Annotated in this window: 15 protein-coding genes and 2 pseudogenes; 9 read left to right on the top strand and 8 right to left on the bottom strand. The window is 66.8% G+C overall.

Annotation, left to right across the window (positions count from 1 at the left end; translation table 11 throughout):
* The first annotated feature begins 18 nt into the window (after positions 1-18).
* Both QN347_RS01850 and QN347_RS01845 read left to right on the top strand, forming a co-directional pair.
* Entirely contained in the window at positions 19-1803 is a 1785-nt protein-coding gene (locus QN347_RS01850) for a hypothetical protein (RefSeq protein WP_322162427.1), read from the top strand.
* A 3255-nt stretch (positions 1804-5058) separates the two neighbouring features.
* The gene (locus QN347_RS01845) at positions 5059-6228 is read left to right on the top strand and encodes a hypothetical protein (protein WP_323493954.1); all 1170 of its coding nucleotides are present in this window, start codon (positions 5059-5061) and stop codon (positions 6226-6228) included.
* Between the two features lie 112 nt (positions 6229-6340).
* On the opposite strand, the gene QN347_RS01840 is transcribed toward QN347_RS01845, so the two are convergent.
* The 3 genes and pseudogenes from QN347_RS01840 to QN347_RS01830 all read right to left on the bottom strand — a co-directional run bounded on the left by QN347_RS01840 (position 6341) and on the right by QN347_RS01830 (position 10143).
* Positions 6341-6499, bottom strand: a complete 159-nt coding sequence (locus QN347_RS01840; protein WP_322164213.1) for a hypothetical protein — start codon at positions 6497-6499, stop codon at positions 6341-6343.
* A gap of 170 nt (positions 6500-6669) precedes the next feature.
* Positions 6670-6882: pseudogene (locus tag QN347_RS01835) on the bottom strand (DUF4861 family protein); the annotation flags it as partial.
* 51 nt (positions 6883-6933) lie between these two features.
* Positions 6934-10143, bottom strand: a complete 3210-nt coding sequence (locus QN347_RS01830) for a glycoside hydrolase family 2 TIM barrel-domain containing protein (protein ID WP_322162429.1) — start codon at positions 10141-10143, stop codon at positions 6934-6936.
* Positions 10144-10321: 178 nt separating this feature from the next.
* On the opposite strand from QN347_RS01830, the gene QN347_RS01825 reads away from it, so the two are divergent.
* A complete protein-coding gene (locus tag QN347_RS01825; protein ID WP_322162430.1) occupies positions 10322-10849 on the top strand; it encodes a FadR/GntR family transcriptional regulator in 528 nt (175 codons plus the stop codon).
* Between the two features lie 79 nt (positions 10850-10928).
* Positions 10929-11066, top strand: a pseudogene (locus QN347_RS01820) (MFS transporter); the annotation flags it as partial.
* Positions 11067-11419: 353 nt separating this feature from the next.
* Here the strand turns inward: QN347_RS01820 and QN347_RS01815 are convergent.
* The 3 genes from QN347_RS01815 to QN347_RS01805 form a co-directional block, all read right to left on the bottom strand.
* Positions 11420-12526, bottom strand: coding sequence for an ATP phosphoribosyltransferase regulatory subunit (locus QN347_RS01815; protein WP_322162432.1), 1107 nt, complete (start codon positions 12524-12526; stop codon positions 11420-11422).
* A gap of 59 nt (positions 12527-12585) precedes the next feature.
* Positions 12586-14163, bottom strand: coding sequence for a phosphoglycerate dehydrogenase (serA, locus tag QN347_RS01810; protein ID WP_322162434.1), 1578 nt, complete (start codon positions 14161-14163; stop codon positions 12586-12588).
* A 101-nt stretch (positions 14164-14264) separates the two neighbouring features.
* Positions 14265-15398 (bottom strand): phosphoserine transaminase, encoded by a 1134-nt coding sequence (locus QN347_RS01805; protein ID WP_322162435.1) that lies wholly within the window; start codon positions 15396-15398, stop codon positions 14265-14267.
* A 146-nt stretch (positions 15399-15544) separates the two neighbouring features.
* Between QN347_RS01805 and QN347_RS01800 the strand changes: the two genes are divergently transcribed.
* Complete coding sequence (locus QN347_RS01800; protein WP_322162436.1) at positions 15545-16210, top strand: extensin family protein; 666 nt, start codon at positions 15545-15547, stop codon at positions 16208-16210.
* Between the two features lie 37 nt (positions 16211-16247).
* A complete protein-coding gene (locus QN347_RS01795; protein WP_189675893.1) occupies positions 16248-17186 on the top strand; it encodes an LOG family protein in 939 nt (312 codons plus the stop codon).
* Positions 17187-17233: 47 nt separating this feature from the next.
* Here QN347_RS01795 and QN347_RS01790 read toward each other — a convergent pair whose 3' ends face one another.
* Positions 17234-17950, bottom strand: coding sequence for a c-type cytochrome (locus QN347_RS01790; RefSeq protein WP_189675892.1), 717 nt, complete (start codon positions 17948-17950; stop codon positions 17234-17236).
* Positions 17951-18084: 134 nt separating this feature from the next.
* Between QN347_RS01790 and QN347_RS01785 the strand changes: the two genes are divergently transcribed.
* From QN347_RS01785 to QN347_RS01775, 3 genes are all read left to right on the top strand, one after another.
* Complete coding sequence (locus tag QN347_RS01785; protein ID WP_322162438.1) at positions 18085-18975, top strand: prephenate dehydratase; 891 nt, start codon at positions 18085-18087, stop codon at positions 18973-18975.
* A gap of 99 nt (positions 18976-19074) precedes the next feature.
* Entirely contained in the window at positions 19075-19422 is a 348-nt protein-coding gene (locus tag QN347_RS01780) for a hypothetical protein (RefSeq protein ID WP_322162440.1), read from the top strand.
* A 321-nt stretch (positions 19423-19743) separates the two neighbouring features.
* Complete coding sequence (locus tag QN347_RS01775) at positions 19744-20022, top strand: hypothetical protein (RefSeq protein WP_322162442.1); 279 nt, start codon at positions 19744-19746, stop codon at positions 20020-20022.
* Between the two features lie 272 nt (positions 20023-20294).
* Here QN347_RS01775 and nudC read toward each other — a convergent pair whose 3' ends face one another.
* Positions 20295-21161, bottom strand: a complete 867-nt coding sequence (nudC, locus tag QN347_RS01770; protein WP_416194522.1) for an NAD(+) diphosphatase — start codon at positions 21159-21161, stop codon at positions 20295-20297.
* Positions 21162-21168: the final 7 nt, after the last annotated feature.

Raw genomic sequence — 21168 nt, 5'->3', positions numbered from 1 at the left:
TCCTGTCTTGAAATCGAGATGCGCAAACTCTTTCTGATTCTGTGTGCATGGATGGTGGCGATCGTGGCGTGCTGCGCCGCGCTGGCAAGCGCATGCCAGGCGCAGACGCGGATCGAGAATGTCGCGCGGGCTGACTGGTCCAACGGCAGCATCGCCTCCAATCCGGTCACCGTTACTGTCGAGGCTATAGCGGTCACGCTGACCACCTACCGTCCAGACGTCGGTTCGCCGCTCGTCTTTTCGGTGCGGACGCCGCTGTGTCAGGCCGTCGCCCCGGAAGCGGCCGCGCCGATCGGTCCGGCAAGCGCAGCCGGGATCGGCGGCGTTACGCCCTCGACGGAGGTTCGGGCCGGCGAACCGTTGATCTTCAAGCTGGCGGCGCCGAGTGCGAACCGCGATCCCCAAGCGATCGATACCGTCACGGTCACCCTGGTGACGACGAGTGGCGATCGCGAAACGCTCGTCGTGTCCGAAAACGCCGTGAACAGTGGCGAATTCGTCGGAATCATCGCCACGCGTGCCGCGCCGCCCGCGCTCGCCACCGGCGATTGCGCCCTGAGCCTCAGCGCGGACGACAAGATCTCGATCGAATGCCGTCGCGACGGCACGCAGAAGCCGATCGCAACGGCCATCATCGACACTCTGGTGGATCCCGCCGGAGTGGCGTTCGACAGCGAAGACGGCACTCCGGTCTCGGGCGCGCGCGTCACGATGCTTGATGCCGTGACGGGCCTGCCCGCGGTGGTGTACGCCGCCGATGGAAAGACGCGATATCCGTCGAGCATCATCACCGGGCAAACCGTGACCGATGGCGCCGGACAGACGTACGCGCTGCCGCCGGGCGAGTATCGCTTCCCACAGGCCAACGCTGGACGCTATCGCCTCAAGGTCGAGGCCCCGGCGCCCTATGTGGCACCATCGAGTTTGACGCCGATCCAGTTCGCCACCTTGCTCCGACCCGTTGGTCAGCCCTTTGTCGTCAACGGCGCGTCTTATGGCGAGGTGTTTACGCAGAGCGGACCGGCGGAAGTTCGGATCGACATTCCGCTCGACCGGCCGCCTGTGGCTATCAACCTCACCAAGACGGCGTCGCGCGGCGTGGCATCGCCGGGCGATCGGGTCGTTTACACGATCACGGCGCGCAATCCGGACACGACGCATGCCAAGCGCGGCGTCATCCTGACCGACATCCTGCCGATGGTCATGCGTTTGCGACCCGACACGATCCGCGTCGATGGAGCGAGCGATCCCGCCGCGGTGACGATTGCCGCGGACGGACGCACGATCACCGTCGATCTCGGGACGATCGCGGCGGGCGCACAGCGCACGCTTACCTATGTCCTGCAGGTTCGGCCGGATGCCCCGGCAGGGCAAGCGCTCAACCGCGCCCGGACGATCGACGTGCGTGGCGCAGAGAGCAATGCCAGCGTCGCCGTCAGGATCGATCGCGACACGATCGCGGCACGCATGACGATCGTCGGCCGGATCATGGCGGGCGGGTGCGCCGCGATCCCGCGGGTTGCGGCAGGCATCGCAGACGTGCGCGTCTTTCTGGAGGATGGCAGCTACGCGATCACCGACCGCGATGGCCGCTATCATTTCGAGGGCGTTTTGCCGGGGCGGCATGTGGTGCAGGTCGATCCGACCAGCCTTTCCCCCAGGGAGCAGCTTCGTCGACTGCGTGCGCAGCACGCGGTCGGCGGGCAGCGCCATTTCGCGCTTTGTCGAAGGGCAGGGCGGGGCGCTCGTCACGGCCGATTTCCACGCCGTGATTTCGGCACAGCCCGGGGTGACGCGCACTGATGTACCAGAACCCGTCTCGGACCGCGTCGCCGCCGCTGGCGAGCGCGACTGGTTCGCCGATGGCAAAGCCGATATTTCCTGGCTCTTCCCGGAACCCGACCACAACCCGCGGGCGCCAGCGGTGCGCGTCGCAATCCGCCATCTGCCAGGCCAGAAACTCACCTTGTTCGCGAACGGCACGCCGGTCGATCCCGTCGCGTTCGACGGGAGCCGCACCGAAGCGGCGCAGCGCTTCGCCGTCAGCATGTGGCGCGGGGTGCCGCTCGGCGACGGTACGACGCATCTGACCGCCGAAGTCCGTGGCAGCGACGGCGCGCTGGTCACGACGCTGTCGCGCGACGTCCATTTCGTGCGAACGGCGGCGCGCGCGCAGTATCTGCCCGAAAAATCCGTGCTCGTCGCCGATGGCGTCCGCCGCCCGGTCCTCGCGGTCCGCCTCATCGATCGCGACGGCCGCCCGGTTCACGCCGGGACCGTCGGCGATATCGCCGTGTCTGCGCCCTATGCGACGGCGATGGAGATCGACGCCGAACAGGCACGCGCGCTGACCGGGCTCGGCCGGGCCAAACCCGTGTGGCACGTGACGGGCGACGACGGCATCGCCTATATCGCGCTCGCCCCGACCACGGTGAGCGGCGCCGTCACGATCACGTTCAGCTTCCGCGATCGCGATACCGTCCGCTCGCAGCAAGTCGAGACATGGCTCGAACCAGGCGCCCGCGCCTGGACCATCGTTGGCTTGGCCGAGGCCGGTGTCGACCGCGCGGGGCTGGCAGGCCATATCGAAGCGATCGAGCGTGCGGACAAGATCCGCGCCGACGGTCGGATCGCCTTCTACGCAAAGGGGCGAATTCTGGGAAAATGGTTGCTGACGCTCGCCTATGACAGCGCAAAGCGGCGCGAGGATCAGCGCCTTTCGGGCGCGATCGACCCCAACACTTATTATACGATCTATGCCGATCGCTCCGAGCGAAGGTTCGACGCGGCATCGACGCGCAAGCTCTACGTCAAGCTTGAGCGGCGCCAGTTCTATGCGCTGTTCGGTGATTTCGAGACGGGCTTCGGCGAAACCGAGCTCGGCCGCTACACTCGGACGGCGACCGGCTTCAAGGCGGAAGCGCGGGGCCGTCGCCTTGCCGCCAGCGGTTTTGCCGCCCGCATCGCGACTCGCCATCGCCGCGACGAGATCCAGGGCAACGGCCTGTCTGGCCCCTATGCGCTGGCGTCGCGCGACGTGCTCGCCAATAGCGAGCAGATCGTCATCGAAGTCCGCGACCGGTTGCGCTCCGAGCGGATCATGGACCGCCGCGCGCTGACTCGTTTCGTCGATTACGATATCGATTATGCTGCCGGAACGATCCGTTTCTCGGCGCCCGTCCTGAGCCGGTCGAGTGACTTGAACCCGCAGTTCATCGTCGCCGATTATGAGGTCGATCGGGACGATTCCGGCGCGCTCAATGGCGGCGCGCGCGTGCGGTATGATGGCAGGGGCGGCGCGCTGCGCGTCGGGGCCACCGTGCTGCACGACGACGGCGATCAGGGGCGGACCGATCTGATCGCGACCGATCTCCGCCTGCGGTTTGCGCGCGACACCGAGATCCGCGCCGAACTCGCCGCCAGCCGGGGCAATCGGTCGCTGTCGGGCGCCGCGAATAGCCAGCCCGGCCAGAGCAGCGGAATGGCCTGGCAGGTCGAGGTCGAGCATCATGATCGACGCTTCGATCTGCTCGGCTATGCGCGGCAACAGGATCTTGGCTTCGGGCTTGGCCAGCAAAACGGCGCCGAACGTGGCCGCCGCAAGATCGGCGCCGATCTTCGCGCCAAAGTCACGGAACAGCTCTCCGCAACGGCGAGCGTGTGGAACGACGCTAGCCTGGTCGATGCGACCACCCGCCGCGCGGCGCAGCTGCGGCTCGACTATCGCGGCGCGCGGACCGATTTTCGCATCGCGCTGGCGCATGCGGAGGATCGCCTCGCCAATGGCGGCGCGGCGGTCTCGACGCTGATCGAGGGTGGCGCGACGCAGCGGCTGTTCGACAATCGACTGGAGCTCGATGCGAGCAGCAGTCTTGCCTTGGGCAATGCCGGCAGCATCGACTTCCCGCAACGCCACCGCGCCGGGGCGCGCTTCGCGCTGAACGATTCCGTCACGCTGGTCGGCACGTACGAGTTGGCGCATGGCGACAAGATCGATGCACGGACCGCGCGGCTCGGGTTCGATCTGAAGCCCTGGGCCGGCGGCCGTATCACGAGCAGCGTGTCGGATCAGATGCTGAGCGAATATGGCCGGCGCAGCTACGCAGCCTATGGTCTCGCGCAATCGTTCGAGCTCGGCAAGCATTGGACGATCGATGCGACGATCGATGGCAACCGTACGCTCGGCGGGATCGATCCGGCGACGGTCGTCACCGCCGCACAGCCCGTCGCCAGCGGTGGTTTCGTCGGCAACGGTGCGACGCTGACCGAGGATTTTACCGCGCTGACGTTGGGGCTGGGCTATCGCGGCGGCCGGTGGAGCAGCACGGCGCGTGCCGAATATCGTCTCGGCTCGCTCGGTGACCGGGCCGCCCTGACGCTTGGCTTGCTGCGTCAGCTTGGCGAGGGGCAGGCACTCGGCGGCCTTGCGACCTGGTCGCGTGTCCAGGTCGGGGGCACCACCACCAGCGTCGCCAACGTCGCTGTGTCGGCGGCATCGCGGCCTGCATCCCGTCAGGTCGCGTTCTTGGCCAAGCTCGAATACCGCGCCGACAGTGTGAGCGGCGCGGTCAGGGGTGCGACGGCGCCCGGCGGCGGCGTGTTGCTCGTCACCGGCGATGCGCGTTCCGGCCGGTTGCTCGGCAGCCTGTCCTTCGATTGGGCGCCGTATGGCCGCGACGAAACCGGCCTGTATCAGCGCAGCGAGATCGGCATCTTCCTCGCCGCGCGCTATACCAGCGACCGGATCGCGAGCTATGACCTTCGCGGCGTGACCGCCGTGGCGGGGCTCGACGGACATCTCGGCCTGGCGGACTGGCTCGAAGTCGGGGTGCACGCAACCGCACGCGGCGATCTCGACGGGGGCACCCTGGCCTATGCCGTCGGCCCGGTGATCGGACTTCGCCCGGCCGCCAATATGCTGGTCACCGCCGGCTGGAATTTTTCCGGCTTTGCCGACCGCGACTTTGCGGCGGAGCGGTCGACGCATCATGGCGCATTCCTCACCGCACGTCTGAAGTTCGATCAGACGCGCTTCGCTTTCCTGGGACTATCGGGTCGATGAAAAGGGTTTTTGCCGCGCTCATGGCGCTTGTGGCGCCCGCGGTGGCGCACGCCTCGTGCGATGCCGCGAGCCAGTACACTTTCGCCTTCGCCAACCAGCCGGCGGCGACGCTCAATTACGGTTCCACCTATGCCTACACCGCCGTCAGCAGCGCTGGCGCTTCGCTGCCCTTTTCCGTGGCGATTGCGCAGAACGGCCTGAGCTCGACGGCCATTGCGAACACGCAGATGCCGGCGATCGGGACGTTGATCACCGGCCCCGATGCGACCAAACGCGACCTCGTCTTCGGCGGAATTTTTGCGGGCCGGACCACCGACCTGACCAGCGGAACGCGGGTCATCACGGTGACCTTCACATTCTCCACGCCAATTCGCGACTTCTCGGTCGTCACACACGATATCGATTTCACGCTCAACCAGTATCGGGATTGGATCATGATAACGGGGGCGAGCGGCGCGACCACCTATACGCCCGTGCTCACCACCCCGTGGGGGAACGGCAACGGCGCAACGGCGCCACGGACGGCAACCGGATCCGCGCTCACGTCAGGCGCCACGACTGCGCCGGTAACGCTCGCTGCGACGCAGGCGGCCGGCACCGGCGCTTCGAACAACAATTCCGATGACGGCACGATCACTGCGACGTTTGCGCAACCCGTCACGACGGTCGTGCTGCGGTACGGAAACTATCCGTTCCAGTCGGGCGAAACCACGACGGGTCAACAGGGCGCTGGTATTGCGTCGATCAGTGCATGTCCGATGCCGTCGCTGTCGGTGACCAAAGCATCGGCGCCACGCTCCGGAAATTTCGGGGCGTACAACTTGCCCGGCACTGACGTGGTTTACGTGTTTTCGGTGTCGAATACTGGAAACAGTCCGGTCGATCCGGGTACGATCATTCTTACCGACATCTTTCCCGCCGGGATAACCTACCTCAACACAAATTTCGATGGCACCACCGCGTTGCCCGTCAAGCTCGTTTCCGGGACGAGCGGGGTTACACTCGCCGCTGCCAATATAAGCTACTCGAACGACAAGGGGGTGACCTGGTCGTATGCCCCGTCGAATGGCTACGACCCATTGGTGAACGCCATTCGCATCACGCCCTCGGGCAATATGGCAGCGAATTCCAATTTCACCTTGTCGTTCGCAGCCTCGATCAAATAGCAATGCGAGGTCCTGATCGACATCGGAAGTTGGCTTGAGCGCCCGCGAATGGGTCGATTGCCGGTGCGCTGCGCTCGCCGCAGGATCGCGGCGCTTCATCGAGTCTCCCCCCCTATCGGCGGTCGGTCGGCACGCGAAAATCGACGGGGGCGCTAAGGGTGTAGCGGTCCCACTCGCCGCGCGTGCAAGGGCCGCCGACGCCCTCGTCCCACGCCGAGCCGGAATAATAGACGAACGGCTTGCCCGGCTCGACCTTGAGCGCGATCGCCATGCGCGCCAGCCTGGGCGCTCCAGAGAGCGGACGCCGTGCGCGCGGTCGACCGACAGCGCGCCTTCGCTCGCGCCGATCGTGTGGCGGCCGATGCCGATGTCGACGATCAGCGGACCCGGCTTGTCCGACGACAGCGTCGAGACCATCCGCGTGAACTGCGTGCCGAGCGGCAGCGTGAAGCGGCGCGTCTCCCATACACGGCGATCGACATCGACTGGCCAGGGCGCATAATCGACCTCGAAGTCAGCGGCATCGGGGGCGTTCTTGAGGACGCGGTAGCGGGTGTAATTGCGCGAGGTCCACAGCTTGTTGTCGTGCCAGATGCCGAGCCCGAGGGTGGCTCGGCCGCCTCGGAGTGGCGGCCTGCTACGCGACGGCGGCACCGGTCAAGAGGAGCAGCATGCCGGCGAGCAGCCGCGAGGGCACGCGCGCGGTCACTGGATCACCTCCGCCACGCCCGTCGCCGACGCGGGCCGGGCGAGCGTCGGGGTGGTGCCCGCGCCGTTGAACGGGGTCAGCCGGAAGCCGAAGATGCGCGGCGCGAGCGCGATCCGGTAGCGCGGGAGCGCTCGCCCGGTCTGGTCCCATTGCGTATCACCGCCGATCCCGGACTGGACTGCATCGATCATCAACGAAACCTCGTCATGCGGAACGATGTCCGAGCTGCGGCGCGTGCCCGGCGCGCGGTGCGACAGATCGTCGTACGGGAAGGCGAGCGCGTTCATCGACATCGGCGCGTCGCCCTGGACGCGCAGGCCGCCGGCGACGTGATCCGACAGTTCCATCCAGCGCACATCGACCTTGTTGCCGGTTTCCTGCGGCCGCATGTAATCGTGGTTCTGCTCGGCGATTGCTCCGCGCCACAGGCCGATCGGCGCGCTGGTCTTGCGATCCGCATAGCTTTCGTGCGGGCCGCGGCCATACCATTCGAGCGTGTCGAAGCTGGCGGGCATGGCATAGGCCAGGCCGATCCGCAGCGGATCGGGCAAATCGGTGCGCAGCGGGGTGAAGCTGCCCTCGACCGCCACGCTGCCGTCGCCCGCCATCGCGTAACGCGTGACGAAACGCGCGACGTCCTGGCCGATGCGGTAGCGGATCGTGACGTCGGCGCCGCCGGGCGATGTGTGCTGCTCGATAGCCTCGACGGTGCGATCGCTCGAGGCTGCCTTCCAGACGGCATGGGTGCGCTCGACGCCGACGCCGACGTCGTTGTCGGTCAGGGCGCGGTAGAAATCGGGCGTTCCGCCGCGCAGCAGCGTGCGGCCGTTGGCGGCATAGCGGACGAGCAGCCCGGTCTTGCGATCGAGCACGAGTTCGGCCCCGGCGGCGCGCAGCATGACCATGCCGCCTGCCTGCGAGACGTCGACCTTGCCCGTGGGGGCGGGCTTGGCGGCCGCCACTGCGTTGCCGAGGGGGAACTGTTCCCAGCCGATCACCTGGCCCGCGGCGATCCCCGGGGTGCCACCGTCTTTGCTGCGGGCTACGACATTCAGCAGATATTCGGCGCCAGGCTTTCGCGCGATCGCGGGCAGCGCGAGCGTCGTCGTCTCGTGGCCGTGCGCCGCAGTCGCGAGCGCGGGTATCGTCCCGTGCGCGACGACGACGCCGTCCTCGAGCATTTGCCAGCCGAGACCGAGCCCGGCGAGGCTCGCGAAATCATAATGGTTGGCGACGCGCAGTGCGCCGCTGGCCGGGTCGAAGCTCTCGAACTGGATCGGCGCATAGACCTTGGTCAGTTCGAACAGCTGCGGGTTGGGCGTGCGGTCGGACTGGACCAGGCCGTCGCCGAATTCGAGCTCGCCGCCGGGGTTGGGGCCATATTCGCCGCCCATCCCCCAATAGCGCCGCCCGTCCTTGGTCTTGCGATACATCGACTGGTCGACCCAATCCCAGATGAAGCCGCCCTGGAGCTTGTCGGGATGCGCATAGATCGCGTCCCAATATTCCTTCAGGTCGCCGCCCGAATTGCCCATCATATGCGCATATTCGCACAGGATCAGCGGCTGGCGGAAAGACCAGTTGGTCGCGTAATCCACGAGCTTGGCGGCGGTGTCGTACATCGGCGCATAGATGTCGGCGAAGTCGTTGGGGTGGTGCTCGAATCGCCCGTCCCACGTGCCCCAGCCGAGATAGCTGACGATCCGCGCCGGATCGCGCTGCTTGGCTGCCGCTGCCGCTGCGGCGAAGTTCGGGCCGATCCCGGCCTCGTTGCCGAGCGACCAGAAGATGATCGAGGGGTGGTTCTTGTCGCGCTCGATCATGTTGGTGACGCGCGTGACGTGTGCGGCCTTCCACGCCGGATCGAAGCCGAGCTGATACGTCCCACGCTGCTCGGGATGCTTGTTGGCGAAGTCCATATAGGCGTGGCTCTCGATATCGGCCTCGTCCATGACATACAGGCCATAGCGGTCGGCGAGCTCGTAGAGCCGTGGGTCGTTGGGGTAATGCGAGGTGCGGATCGCGTTGATGTTGGCGCGCTTCATCAGCTGGATGTCGCGCTCCATCGATTCGAGCGAGATGACGTGGAAGGTCTCGGGATCATGCTCGTGGCGGTTGACGCCGCGGATCGTGATCGGCCGGCCGTTGACGGTGACGAGCCCGTTCTGGATGGCGACGGTGCGGAAGCCGATCCGGCTGTAGGTCGACTGCACGATCGCGCCCTTCGCGTCGTAGAGCTCGACCAGCAGCATGTAGAGATTGGGCGTCTCGGCGGTCCAAGGCTTCACTTGCGGGATCGTCGTCGCGATCGAGACGGTGCGTTCGGCCTGACCTGCGGCAATCGCAGTGGATTTTTCGGTGACGACGCGGTCGCCATCGAGCAGCACGATCCGCGCGCTGGTTGCAGCCTTGGCCGACGTGACCGCGAGATCGACCGCGAGATCGACCGCGAGCTTGCCGTCGCGGTAGCGTTCGTCGAGCCCGGCATGAACGAAGAAATCGCGGATTCGCGTCTTGGGTGCCGCCATCAGGAACACTTCGCGCTCGATCCCCGAGACGCGCCAGAAATCCTGATCCTCGAGATAGCTGCCGTCGGACCAGCGATAGACCTGGATCGCGATCGTGTTGTGGCCGGGCTTGAGATAATGGCTGACGTCGAATTCCGACGGCAGCTTGCTGTCCTCGGAATAGCCCACCTTGGCGCCGTTGACCCAGACGTAATAGGCCGAGCCCGCGGCACCGATGTGCAGGATCACGTCGCTGCCCGACCAGCCCGCCGGGATCTCGACATCGCGACGGTATGATCCGACCGGGTTGGTCGCGTGCGGGATCAGCGGGCGGTTGGCGGGGAAGGGGTAGGTGATGTTGTTGTAGCGCGCCTGGTCGAAGCCTTCGGCCTGCCAGTCGGCGGGGACCTTGATCGTCTTCCACTGCGAGACGTCGTAGTCGGGCTTCTCGAACCCCGCCGGCAGCTGGTCGGCATTGGGCGACAGCGCGAACGCCCATTGTCCGCTCAGCAGCAGGAAGCGATCGGACTTGGTGCGGTGCCCGGCGATCGCCTTGGCGCGGCTCTCGAACGGGAAGCCCGTCGCGCGCGGCGGTTCCTTTCCGATGGCGAAGACGGCAGGATTTTCCCAATCCGGGCGATCGGGCGACACTTGCGGCTGGATCGGCGCGACCGGCGCGCCTTGCGCTGCCGCCGCCATGGGCGTGAGACACGCGACACCGCTGAGGAATAGGGGGAATGCCGACCGCACGATGCGCCTCTCCGTTGACCGTAGCGCTCAGCGCTCTTCGATGTCAGCGGTTATGCTACGACTGCAAAATTAGTCTGACAAGAAGTTAGCGCTCCGGTGCATTGGGGGCGGTGGGAGGGAAATGGCGATGGCCCGAAATTCCGCATCGTTGACCGATGGGCTGTTCGCCAAGCTCGAAGAACGGATCCGTACGGGCGCAATGCCGCCGGGCTCGCGTTTCCCGACACAGCTTGAAATCTCAGCGGCGGAGAATGTCAGCCGGACCGTGGTACGCGAGGCGGTCGCGCGGCTGTCGGCGCAGGGCCTGACGATCTCGCGCCAGGGATCGGGCGTGTTCGTCGCCGCAACCGCGCAATACCGCGCGTTCCAGGTGATGCGCGACCGTGCTTACGCCGCCAAGGTCCAGGGCGAGCATGAGGCGATCCTCGCCGCGATCGTACGGATGGACTCGACGCGCGCGCGCGAGGCGGCGCGGCATCACATGCAGGAAAGCCTCAGCCGCCACTCGCAGCTGAGCGAGACGACCAGCCTGCGCCCGAAAGGGGAGGGAAGCGGCGCGAGCAACTCAAGAGCGCATTCAGGTTGTCCTACAAATGGCGCGATCCCGACGTCAAACTCCGGAGCAGCCGGGTCGGTGAACGGCCGGAATGCCTAGGTGATGCCGATCGGGCCTTCGACCATCCCGCGCCGCGAAGCGCTTCCAGCTCTGACCGCCACCGCAGCCACGATTACCGATGCCGCGCGCCGCGCCGCGCCACGCCGGATCGTATCGCTGAATGCTCTGCGGGCTGCTGTTCGCCGCCACCGCGATCAACTCTGTCGACCGCCAGATGATCGGCGTGCTCACGCCGTTGCTGCAGGCCGATCTCGGCCCCGACGACCGCATGGTCCATTACATGGGGCAGGAGAGGCGCTGCGGCATCTCGTGCTGGCGAACGATGCGGCGGTGATCTCGCCGCCGTTGAGGTTGAACGCACGGTTGAAACGCGCGCCTCCCTCAAGTTCGACGCCGCGCGTCCGCAGTTTGCCGAGCTTGGCGAGGCGGAATGTGGATTTTTCTGCCGGCAAGCGTCTCGATGCAAGGCACTTGGAAATTGTCGACGTCGTCCTGGGGTATCAAGCCGTCAGGCGAGACGCCAACCTGTAGCACAGCGTTCGATGCTCGCGTCACCCGTGGGCGCACGACTGGACGAGCAGGCGGCATAACGCAGCTGGCGCGCGTGTCCTAAAGCGCGCGCGGCTCGTCCTCGGCCAGCACATGCGTGCACAGCTGCGCCTCGGGTGTGTCACCGGCCTCGAGCGCGGCGACGGTGACCCAGCCTGCCGCGCGCATCGCTGCCGCCACTGCCGGGTCGGTCCCCAACGGCACGAACAGCCGGCGCCGGTCGACCTCGGCGAGCCCCGCCGCGACGATCGCGTCGGCATAGAGCGAGAAGCCGACCGCCGTCTCTTCCGCGCCATTCTCGTGGACGATCGTATAGGTGCCGCCGCGCCCGATCTCGCCGAGCACGCCGCCAGCGAAGATCGAGAAGCCCAGCCAGCTCTGATATTCGAAGCCGTGGCGCTCGGTCGGGTCGAGCGTGAGCGCGACGCGGCCCTTCAGCCCCTCGGCGATCTGCCACAGCCCGTCGAGCCGCGAGGTCAGCGCGCCGCCCGCATCGAACGCGCAGAGCCGGTCGTGCGCGGACTCGAACGGGCCAGCGGCCTCGATCAGCGGGAGATAGGCGGGCGCCAGCGCGGCGACAGCACCAGCGTCCTTGGCGTCGAGCCGGTCGCGCAGGGTGTCGATCTGGCCGGGTTCGACCGGGAAGGGACCGCGCGCCAGCACGTCGATCAGGTCGGGCAGCGTGAAGTCGATCGAGACGTTGGACACGCCCGCCGCGGCGAGTGCTGCAACCGCGACCTCGACGATCTCGCGCGCGGCAGCGATCGTGTCGAGGCCGATCAACTCGCAGCCGATCTGGCGCATCTCGCGCTCGGGGGAGAGTTGCGAGGCGCGCAGCTTGAGCACCGGGCCGGCATAGGACAGGCGGACGGGACGGGGATGGTGGCCCATCCGCGTCGCGGCGATGCGGCCGATCTGCGCGGTCATGTCGGGGCGGATCGCGAGCGTCGCCTGCGAAACGGGGTCGACGAAGCGCACCGCGTCCTGCGCGCGCGCGGCCTTGAGGCGACCGGCGAGCCCGGCCTCGAACTCGGCGAGCGCAGGGTCGGCGCGTTCGTAGCCATAAGCATGTGCCGCGCCGAGCAGCGCTTGCTCGAGCCGCGCGGCGGCGTCGGCGAAGGGCGGGAGCCGGTCGTGGAAGCCGGTCGGGAGGAGGGAAGATGTCATGCGCGCGCCTTGCCCGAAGCGCGATTGCAGCGAAAGCCGCAATCGCGCTTCGGAGAGGATCAGAACGCCAGGCCCATCGCGGTCTTCACGCCCGCCAGCGCGCGGACTTGCGCAAGCAGATCGGGCGTCAGCGCTTCGTCGATCGACAGCAGCAACACCGCCTCGCCACCGGCCGAACGGCGGCCGAGATGGAAGGTGCCGATGTTGACGCCGCCCGTGCCGAGCAAGGTGCCGAGGCGCCCGATAAAGCCGGGCGCATCCTCGTTGACGACGTAGAGCATGTGCCCGGCGAGATCGGCCTCGACCTTGATGCCGAACAGTTCGACCAGGCGCGGCGCGGCGTCCCCGAACAGCGTGCCCGCGACCGAGCGCTCGCCCGCATCGGTCTTGACCGAGACGCGCAGCAGCGTGTGGTAATCGCCCTCGCGCTCGGTGCGGACTTCGCGCACTTCCATCCCGCGCTCCTTGGCGAGCAGCGGTGCGTTGACCATGTTGACCGTGTCGGTCTGGGTGCGCAGGAACCCGGCGAGCACCGCCGACACCATCGGCTTCTGGTTGAGCTCGGCTGCCGCACCCTCGCTGTGGATCGAGATGCGACCGATCGAGCCCGTCGTGAGCTGGCCGACCAGCGAACCGAGCTTCTCGGCGAGCGCCATGTACGGCTTCAGGCGCGGTGCTTCCTCGGCGGACAGCGACGGCACGTTGAGCGCGTTGGTGATGCCGCCCGACATCAGATAATCCGACATCTGCTCGGCGACCTGGATCGCGACATTGACCTGCGCTTCGTCGGTCGAGGCGCCAAGATGCGGCGTCGAGACGAAGTTGGGTGTGCCGAACAGCGGGTTGCTCTTGGCCGGCTCCTCGACGAACACGTCGAGCGCCGCGCCGCCGATGTGCCCTGAATCGAGCCCCGCCTTGAGCGCCGCCTCGTCGATCAGACCGCCGCGCGCGCAGTTGATGATGCGCACGCCCTGCTTCGTCTTGGCGAGATTTTCCGCCGACAGGATGTTGCGCGTCTGGTCGGTGAGCGGGGTGTGGAGCGTGATGAAATCGGCGCGCGCGAGCAGTTCGTCGAGTTCGACCTTCTCGACGCCGAGTTCGACGGCACGTTCGGGCGAGAGGAACGGATCGTAGGCGACGACCTTCATCCGCAGGCCGAGCGCACGGTCGGCGACGATGCCGCCGATGTTGCCCGCGCCGATCAGGCCGAGCGTCTTGGCGGTGAGCTCGACCCCCATGAAGCGGTTCTTCTCCCACTTGCCGGCCTGGGTCGACGCGTCGGCCTCGGGCAGCTGGCGCGCGAGCGCGAACATGAGGGCGATGGCGTGCTCGGCGGTGGTGATCGAATTGCCGAACGGGGTGTTCATCACGACGACGCCCTGCGCCGATGCGGCGGGGATATCGACATTGTCGACGCCGATGCCGGCGCGGCCGATGACCTTCAAATTGGTCGCGGCGGCGAGGATCGCCTTGGTCACCTTGGTCGAGCTGCGGATGGCGAGGCCGTCATATCGGCCGATGATCGCGATGACTTCTTCGGGGGTCTTGCCGGTGATCTCGTCGACCTCGACGCCGCGTTCGCGGAAGATCTGGGCGGCTTTGGGGTCCATTTTGTCGGAAATGAGGACTTTTGGCATGGGTTTACCTTTCGTCATCCCAGCGAAAGCTGGGATCTCGCGCCGCTAGGGGCGCGCGTTGTTCAGGGAGACCCCAGCTTTCGCTGGGGTGACGTGCTGTGTCAGGCGGCCTTTGCAGTCGCGTAGGCCCAATCGAGCCACGGGCCGAGCGCCACCACGTCGGCGGTGTCGACCGTCGCGCCGCACCAGATGCGCAGGCCTGGCGGCGCGTCGCGATAACCGGCGACGTCATACGCTGCGCCCTGCTTCTCGAGCAGGCCGGCGAAGGTCTTGATGAACGCCTCGTCGGCGCCCTCGACCGTCAGGCACACGCTGGTCTTCGAGCGCGTCGCCTCGTCGGCCGCCAGATGACCGAGCCACGGGCGCTCCGCCACGATCTGGTCGAGTGCTGCGGCATTGGCGTCCGAGCGGGCGATCAGCCCGTCCGCGCCGCCAATCGACTTCGCCCATTCGAGTGCTGCGATGCAATCCTCGACCGCGAGCATCGATGGCGTATTAATCGTCTCGCCCTTGAACACGCCTTCGGTAAGCTTGCCCTTAGAGACGAGGCGGAACACCTTCGGCAGCGGCCAGGCGGGGGTGTAGCTCTCGAGCCGCTCGACTGCGCGCGGGCCGAGGATCAGCACGCCGTGCGCGCCTTCGCCGCCGAGCACCTTCTGCCACGAGAAGGTCGCGACATCGATCTTCGCCCAGTCGATGTCGTAAGCGAACACCGCGCTGGTCGCGTCGGCGAAGGACAGGCCCTCGCGGGTCTCGGGGATCCAGTCGGCGTTGGGTACGCGCACGCCCGAAGTGGTGCCGTTCCAAGTGAACAGCACGTCGTTCGACCAATCGACCGCGTCCAGATCGGGCAGCTGGCCGTAATTGGCGCGCACGACGGTGGGATCGATCTTGAGCTGCTTGACCGCGTCGGTGACCCAGCCTTCGCCGAAGCTTTCCCAGGCAAGTGCGGTGACGGGCTTGGCACCCAGCATCGTCCACATCGCCATTTCATAGGCACCCGTGTCGGAGCCTGGGACAATCCCGATGCGGTGCGTGTCGGGGAGCTTGAGCAGTTCGCGCATCAGATCGATGCAGAGCTGGAGGCGCGTCTTGCCGATCTTCGAACGGTGCGAGCGGCCGAGCGATTCGGTAGCGAGGTTTTCGGGGGACCAGCCGGGCGGTTTCGCACACGGGCCGGATGAGAAGTAGGGACGCGCCGGTTTTATCGCCGGGACGGCAGGTACGTCAGTCATGTAGTCTCTCCTTACAGAGAGCACGCGCGGCGTTGGGACCGCGTGGCCCATCGACGGTCCTAGAGCCCGCGCAGCGCGCGTCAAGCGATGAGTCGTTCGTCGCAAGGTTGTGGCGGCGTTAACCAACACGTTGGTATCGAGTCGCCATGTCGCGCCGCTCTCTCATCGTCCTCGTGTCGCTGCTGCTCGCCGCCTGTTCGAGCGGACACGACCAGCGCCCGCCGACTCGCCCGCGCGGGAGCCGGCCGATCACGCTCAGCCTGCCGACGAGTCGCGAGACGCAAGCGTGCTTCGCCGATCTGTCGCGCGAGGATGTGCGCTATTCGCCCTTGCCCGATCGCGATTATGGCGGTGGGTGCCAGATCGTCGGGGCGGTGCAATTGATCGACATCGGCGTACCCGTCACCAATCTGAAGGCGATGCGCTGCGGCCTCGCGCGCAGTTTCACCGGCTGGATCGAACATGCCGTCGCGCCTGCCGCGCGGCAAATGCTTGGCAGCGACGTGGTCCGCGTCGAAAGCATGGGGACATATGCGTGTCGCGCGGTGATCGGATCGGCGGCGGGGGCGGGGCGGTTGTCGGGCCACGCGCTTGCCAATGCGGTCGATGTGTCCGCGGTCGTGCTGAGGAACGGGCGGCGAATCACGGTCCAGCAGGACTGGAACGGCGGCGATCCCAATGCGCGGGCGTTCCTGCGCGCGATCCACGATTCGGCGTGCCGCCGCTTCGGCACGGTGCTCAGCCCGGACTATAATGCGGCGCACGCCAATCACTTCCATTTCGAGGACGATCACAAGGCGTTCTGCCGCTAGGCTTCAAATTCGCGCGCGCGGCGCTTAGATGCGGTGGATGACAGAGACACCGAAATCGGGAACGCCCGACGCCACGCACGCTGACAGCCACAGCCCCGACACGCATACGCATGTCCCAGCCCGCGTCTTTGCGCGCGCACGCCAGGACGCCGAGAATGCCAAGGCCGCCGTCAGCACCCCGCAGACCGAGAACCCGGCCTATCGCCTCGCCTTCCAGGACATGGACTTCCTGCTGCGCGAGGATCTGCGCCCGGTCCGCTTCCAGCTCGAGTTGCTCAAGCCGCAGCTGATCCTCGACGAGGCCAAGATCGGCTCGACCTTCGTGATGTACGGATCGGCGCGGATCCCCGAGCCGTCCAAGGCGCAGGCGCTGCTCGATCTCGCGCGCAACGCGGTCGATCGCAACGAAGCGTCGATCCGCATTGCCGAGAGCTTGGTCGAGAAGTCGAAATATTACGACGTCGCCTATGAACTCGCGCAGCTCGTCAGCGCCTTCCCGGTCGACGAGGAGGGCAAGCGCCAGTTCGTCGTCTGCTCGGGCGGTGGACCGTCGATCATGGAGGCGGCGAATCGTGGTGCGGCCGAAGCCGGCTACGAATCGGTCGGGCTCAACATCGTGCTGCCGCACGAGCAGGCGCCGAACCCCTATGTGACGCCGGCGTTGTCGATGCAGTTCCACTATTTCGCGCTGCGCAAGATGCACTTCCTGCTCCACGCGCGCGCGCTGGCAGCGTTCCCGGGCGGGTTCGGGACGTTCGACGAGCTGTTCGAGCTGCTGACGCTGATCCAGACGGGCAAGATCGCGCCGATCCCGGTGCTGCTCTACGGTCGCAAATTCTGGGAGCGCGTCGTCAATTTCGAGGCGCTGGTCGAGGAAGGCGTCGTCTCGGCGAAGGATCTGAGCATCTTCACCTTCGTCGAAACCGCCGAGGAAGGCTGGGCGGTGGTGAAGGACTTCTACCGCGACAAGGACTGAGCCCTTCTTCACCCCTCCCCTGAAGGGGAGGGGCTTTTCTTATCAGGTTACTTGGCGACCGGCGCCGCGGTCTCGCGGCCGAGCGGCGAGGAGGAGACCTTGCCGGCCGCGGCGGGCGCGGTCTCGTTGCCGAGACCGGCTGCGCTCGGCGAAGCCTTGCCGCCCGGATCGGCCGCGCCAGCCGCTGGCGGCGCCTTGGCGTCGGTTGCGGTCGGCGCACCGGCCGCGGGTGCTGGCAGCGGCAGGTTCGACCCCTGCGTGTTGAGATAGAGGATCACGTCGGCGCGATCCTTGGCGTCGGTCAGACCGGCAAAGGTCATCTTGGTGCCCGCGGCATAGGCGCGCGGGCTGGTCAGCCACTTGTTGAGCTGATCGAAATCCCACTTCTTGCCGGCGCCCGCGGTCTTGAGCGCGTCGGAGAAGGCGTAGCCCGCCTTGCCTTGCGCGATCGCCTCGCCGACGGTGCCCCACAGGTTCGGGCCGATGCCGTTGGCGCCGCCCTGCGCGACGGTGTGGCAGGCGCCGCACTTCTTGAACACGTCGGCGCCGTGCGTCGCGTCGGCGGTGGCGAGCAGATCGGCGATCGGCTTGTCGGGCGCGGCGGGGCCGCCGCCACCAGCGTCGTCGGCCGGTGCCTCGATCGGATAGCCTTCTTTCTCAGACGTGATCGGCGCGACAATCATGTGGCCGGCAATACCGAGCGCGAGCGCAGCCGCCATGCTGCCCAAAATCCAGCCCGCAATCGTGTTGGTCCGGTTATCCATGCTCGTTTTTCCGCCTCTGCCGCAGGAGGGTCCCCCTGAAGGACCACGTAGTTGGTTTGACCCATAGATTCGCGCGGGGCGCACCGCAAGCCAAGCTTGCCGCACGGATGCAAGGCGGTTACCGCCCGGCTCCCATGGAAAATTTCGCCGAACCCGCCCGCGCGCTCGTCGCCCAGATGACCCAGGCCGCCGCCGCCGCGCCCGACCGCGCGGTCGCCTTTCAGGGCGCGCCCGGCGCCAATTCGCATATCGCCGCAGTGGAGGCGTTCCCCGACGGGCTGCCGCTGCCGTGCTTCGACTTCGCCGACGCGATCGACGCGGTGCGCGACGGGCGGGCGGATTGCGCGATCATCCCGATCGAGAATTCGCTCCACGGGCGTGTCGCCGACATCCATTTCCTGCTCCCCGAATCGGGGCTGGTGATCACCGGCGAGCATTTCCTCGGCATCCGCTATGCGCTGATGGGGCAGGGGCCGCTGGCGGGCGTGCGCGAGGCGATGAGCCATCCGCAAGCGCTCGGCCAGTGCCGCCACTGGCTGCGCGAGCGCGGCATCGCGCCGGTCGCCTATCCCGACACCGCGGGCGCGGCGGCGGTAGTGGCCGAGCGGTGCGACCCGACGCTCGCCGCGCTCGCCCCGCCGGGTGCGGCGACGCTGTACGGGCTCGAGACGCTCGCCAGCGACATCGCCGACGCCGATCACAACACGACGCGCTTCGTCGTGCTGGCGCGCGCGGGGCATCCGCCGATCGGCGAGGGCGCGTGGATGACGACGCTGATCTTCGAGGTGAAGAACGTCCCCGCCGCGCTCTACAAGGCGATGGGGGGCTTTGCGACCAACGGCGTCAACATGACCAAGCTCGAGAGCTATCAGCGCGGCGGGAGCTTTGCCGCGACCGAGTTCTACGCCGATGTCGAGGGGCGGCCGGGCGAGCCTGGGCTCGATCGGGCGCTTGAGGAACTGGGGTTCCATTCGAAATGGGTGCGCGTGCTGGGGACGTATCGGCGCGCGCGGGCGCGGGGGTGAGGCGCGGCGTCGCAGCGGACGCGATTGCTGCGGACGTTGGTTGCACCCCCTCGGCAAAAGCCGCATTCTCGCCGTGCTGGACAGCATCGGGAGGGCGGCATGATCGCATTAAGGGGATTTCTGGTTGCGGCTTGGATCGTGCTAATTACCTACACGGGGGTCGTTGTCGCGAGGCACGGTCTCGGTTTCCTGCCGGTTTTTTTCGATGACATCGCCTCAGGCCATTGGCCGGGGCAGTTTAACCTCGACTTCTCGTGCTTGCTCTTGCTCGCGGCGCTGTGGACGGCGTGGCGGAACAGCTTTTCGGGCGTCGGGATGGTACTCGCGATCATCGCGTTTGTCGGGGGCGCTGGATTTTTGCTGCCCTATCTGGCGGTGCTGACAATCACGACACGCGGTAACATGGCAAGCGTTTTGCTCGGGCCGGCGCGGGCGAGCCGGGTCTAGGTTCTGGGGCGGCGACCGCTCACCCGCAAGATCCAGTCCTGACTCGGTCCATTCACCGGACGGCGGAACCGTAGCACCGATCCCGGTGCCGGCGGTGCTTGACTCGATTGACCCCAAGACCTGGTCTTTACTGTGGCGATCGTTTCGATTCTTGCACGAATGCTGTTAAGCAGGTCAGACGATTTCACAGAGCAGCGTAGTACATATCATGAACGCGGCGTGTAGGACAGCGCAATGTCCGCTCTCGCCCAGACCGAGACATTCCCGGTCACAATTACGCCCCCGATTGCGGACATTCGTCCGGAGCGTTAGCCAACTCCCATGAACGACGGTCGATCACTTGATAGTTACCGTGTCGCTCAATCCGCCGTGTCGATCGGCAGCTTTTTCGTATGTGCAGCTTGGCTCGTCGTGGCGCTGCTCGCCCTGCTGGTCTGGTTTATGGGCGACTGCATCGGCGATACTCAGTGCCAGCCGGGTCGAAGCTACGCCCTGCTCACCATATGTCTTGTTGGACTCGGCGGGTTCGCTTGTGCCGTTGCAGCAAGGCGGTTCGTTCTGCGCAAGATGGCTCTACGGATTGCACGAGCAGACTGGTAGAATCGGCGCGAAACGTCCGCTAATTGCTTTTAAGCCCCTAAACCGGCCTGTCCGAAGTCCATCAATTGCAGACAACGGCTATGCTACAATCCAAGAATGGACGATGTCCTGTTCATCGCTTGGGCTGAAGCCATCGTCGAATTTGTCGATGAACGCTATGGTCGAGCAGCTGCTTAAATGGCCGCCCTAGCGATGCTGGGCGTGTTTGTGGCGGTGATCGCTGGACTGATATGGTGGATCGCTTGCTGAAGCTGGATGTCCGCTAACGGCAATTATCCCTCGGCCCAAGCCTTCAACAACGTATACGCGATCGCGTAAGGCGGCGGCGGCAGGAAGGGTCCTTCGCCGCCCGCCAGCACCGCGCGCACGTCGTCGCGCGATACCCAGATCGCGTCCTCGAGCTCATTGGTGTCGAGCGTGATCGCGTCGTCCTCGGCGATCCCGACACAGGCGATCATCAGCGAGGAGGGGAAGGGCCAGGGCTGGCTCGCGATGTAGCGCACCCCGCTCACGCGGACGCCCGCTTCCTCCATGATCTCGCGCGCGACGGCTTCCTCAATCGATTCGCCGGGTTCGAGGAACCCCGCCAGCGCAGAGTAGCGGCCCGGCGGGAACGCCGGCTGGCGGCCGAGCAGCGCGCGGCCGTCATGCTCGGCGATCATGATCACCACTGGGTCGACGCGCGGGAAATGCTCGGCCTTACAATTGGGGCAGGCGCGGCCCCAGCCGGCGCGGAACAGCGCGGTCTGGTGCCCGCAATTCGCGCAGAACTGGTGGCGGCTGTGCCAGTCGAGCACCGAGCGCGCCGCGGCGTAGGTCGCCGCCTCGCCCGGCGCGAACTGGTCGAGCAGCGCGAACAGCCGCGGCGAGCGCCCGGCCGGCGCGCGCATCCCCGGCAGGTACGCCGCGAAATGCGGGCGGCGCGCTTCGTCGAAGCCGAGCAGGATCAACTCGGCCTCCTCGGGCGTCTCGGCGAGCGAGGACCAGCCGAGCCGGCCCTCGCCATCGAGTTCGGGCTCGAAGCGGTCGAGCCGCAGCACGCGCGCGCGCCAGTCGCTGCGTGCCGCGGCTAACCCCTCGGGATCGTGGCGCAGCGCATCGGCGCGGTCGAGCAGACCGCCGGTAAAGCCTGGGGACATCACGCTA

Origin of the sequence: Sphingomonas sp. 10B4 (genome assembly GCF_035019905.1) — a bacterium.
In the GTDB taxonomy this organism is placed as follows: Bacteria; Pseudomonadota; Alphaproteobacteria; order Sphingomonadales; family Sphingomonadaceae; genus Sphingomonas; species Sphingomonas glacialis.
This window is presented reverse-complemented; position numbering and strand designations above follow the sequence as displayed.

Bases quoted from the DNA above. Each gene is read 5' to 3' on its own strand.
- QN347_RS01850 (WP_322162427.1), top strand. From the start codon at position 19: ATGCGCAAACTCTTTCTGATTCTGTGTGCATGGATGGTGGCGATCGTG.
- QN347_RS01845 (WP_323493954.1), top strand. From the start codon at position 5,059: ATGAAAAGGGTTTTTGCCGCGCTCATGGCGCTTGTGGCGCCCGCGGTG.
- QN347_RS01840 (WP_322164213.1), bottom strand. From the start codon at position 6,499: ATGGCGATCGCGCTCAAGGTCGAGCCGGGCAAGCCGTTCGTCTATTAT.
- QN347_RS01830 (WP_322162429.1), bottom strand. From the start codon at position 10,143: ATGGCGGCGGCAGCGCAAGGCGCGCCGGTCGCGCCGATCCAGCCGCAA.
- QN347_RS01825 (WP_322162430.1), top strand. From the start codon at position 10,322: ATGGCCCGAAATTCCGCATCGTTGACCGATGGGCTGTTCGCCAAGCTC.
- QN347_RS01815 (WP_322162432.1), bottom strand. From the start codon at position 12,526: ATGACATCTTCCCTCCTCCCGACCGGCTTCCACGACCGGCTCCCGCCC.
- serA (WP_322162434.1), bottom strand. From the start codon at position 14,163: ATGCCAAAAGTCCTCATTTCCGACAAAATGGACCCCAAAGCCGCCCAG.
- QN347_RS01805 (WP_322162435.1), bottom strand. From the start codon at position 15,398: ATGACTGACGTACCTGCCGTCCCGGCGATAAAACCGGCGCGTCCCTAC.
- QN347_RS01800 (WP_322162436.1), top strand. From the start codon at position 15,545: ATGTCGCGCCGCTCTCTCATCGTCCTCGTGTCGCTGCTGCTCGCCGCC.
- QN347_RS01795 (WP_189675893.1), top strand. From the start codon at position 16,248: ATGACAGAGACACCGAAATCGGGAACGCCCGACGCCACGCACGCTGAC.
- QN347_RS01790 (WP_189675892.1), bottom strand. From the start codon at position 17,950: ATGGATAACCGGACCAACACGATTGCGGGCTGGATTTTGGGCAGCATG.
- QN347_RS01785 (WP_322162438.1), top strand. From the start codon at position 18,085: ATGGAAAATTTCGCCGAACCCGCCCGCGCGCTCGTCGCCCAGATGACC.
- QN347_RS01780 (WP_322162440.1), top strand. From the start codon at position 19,075: ATGATCGCATTAAGGGGATTTCTGGTTGCGGCTTGGATCGTGCTAATT.
- QN347_RS01775 (WP_322162442.1), top strand. From the start codon at position 19,744: ATGAACGACGGTCGATCACTTGATAGTTACCGTGTCGCTCAATCCGCC.
- nudC (WP_416194522.1), bottom strand. From the start codon at position 21,161: ATGTCCCCAGGCTTTACCGGCGGTCTGCTCGACCGCGCCGATGCGCTG.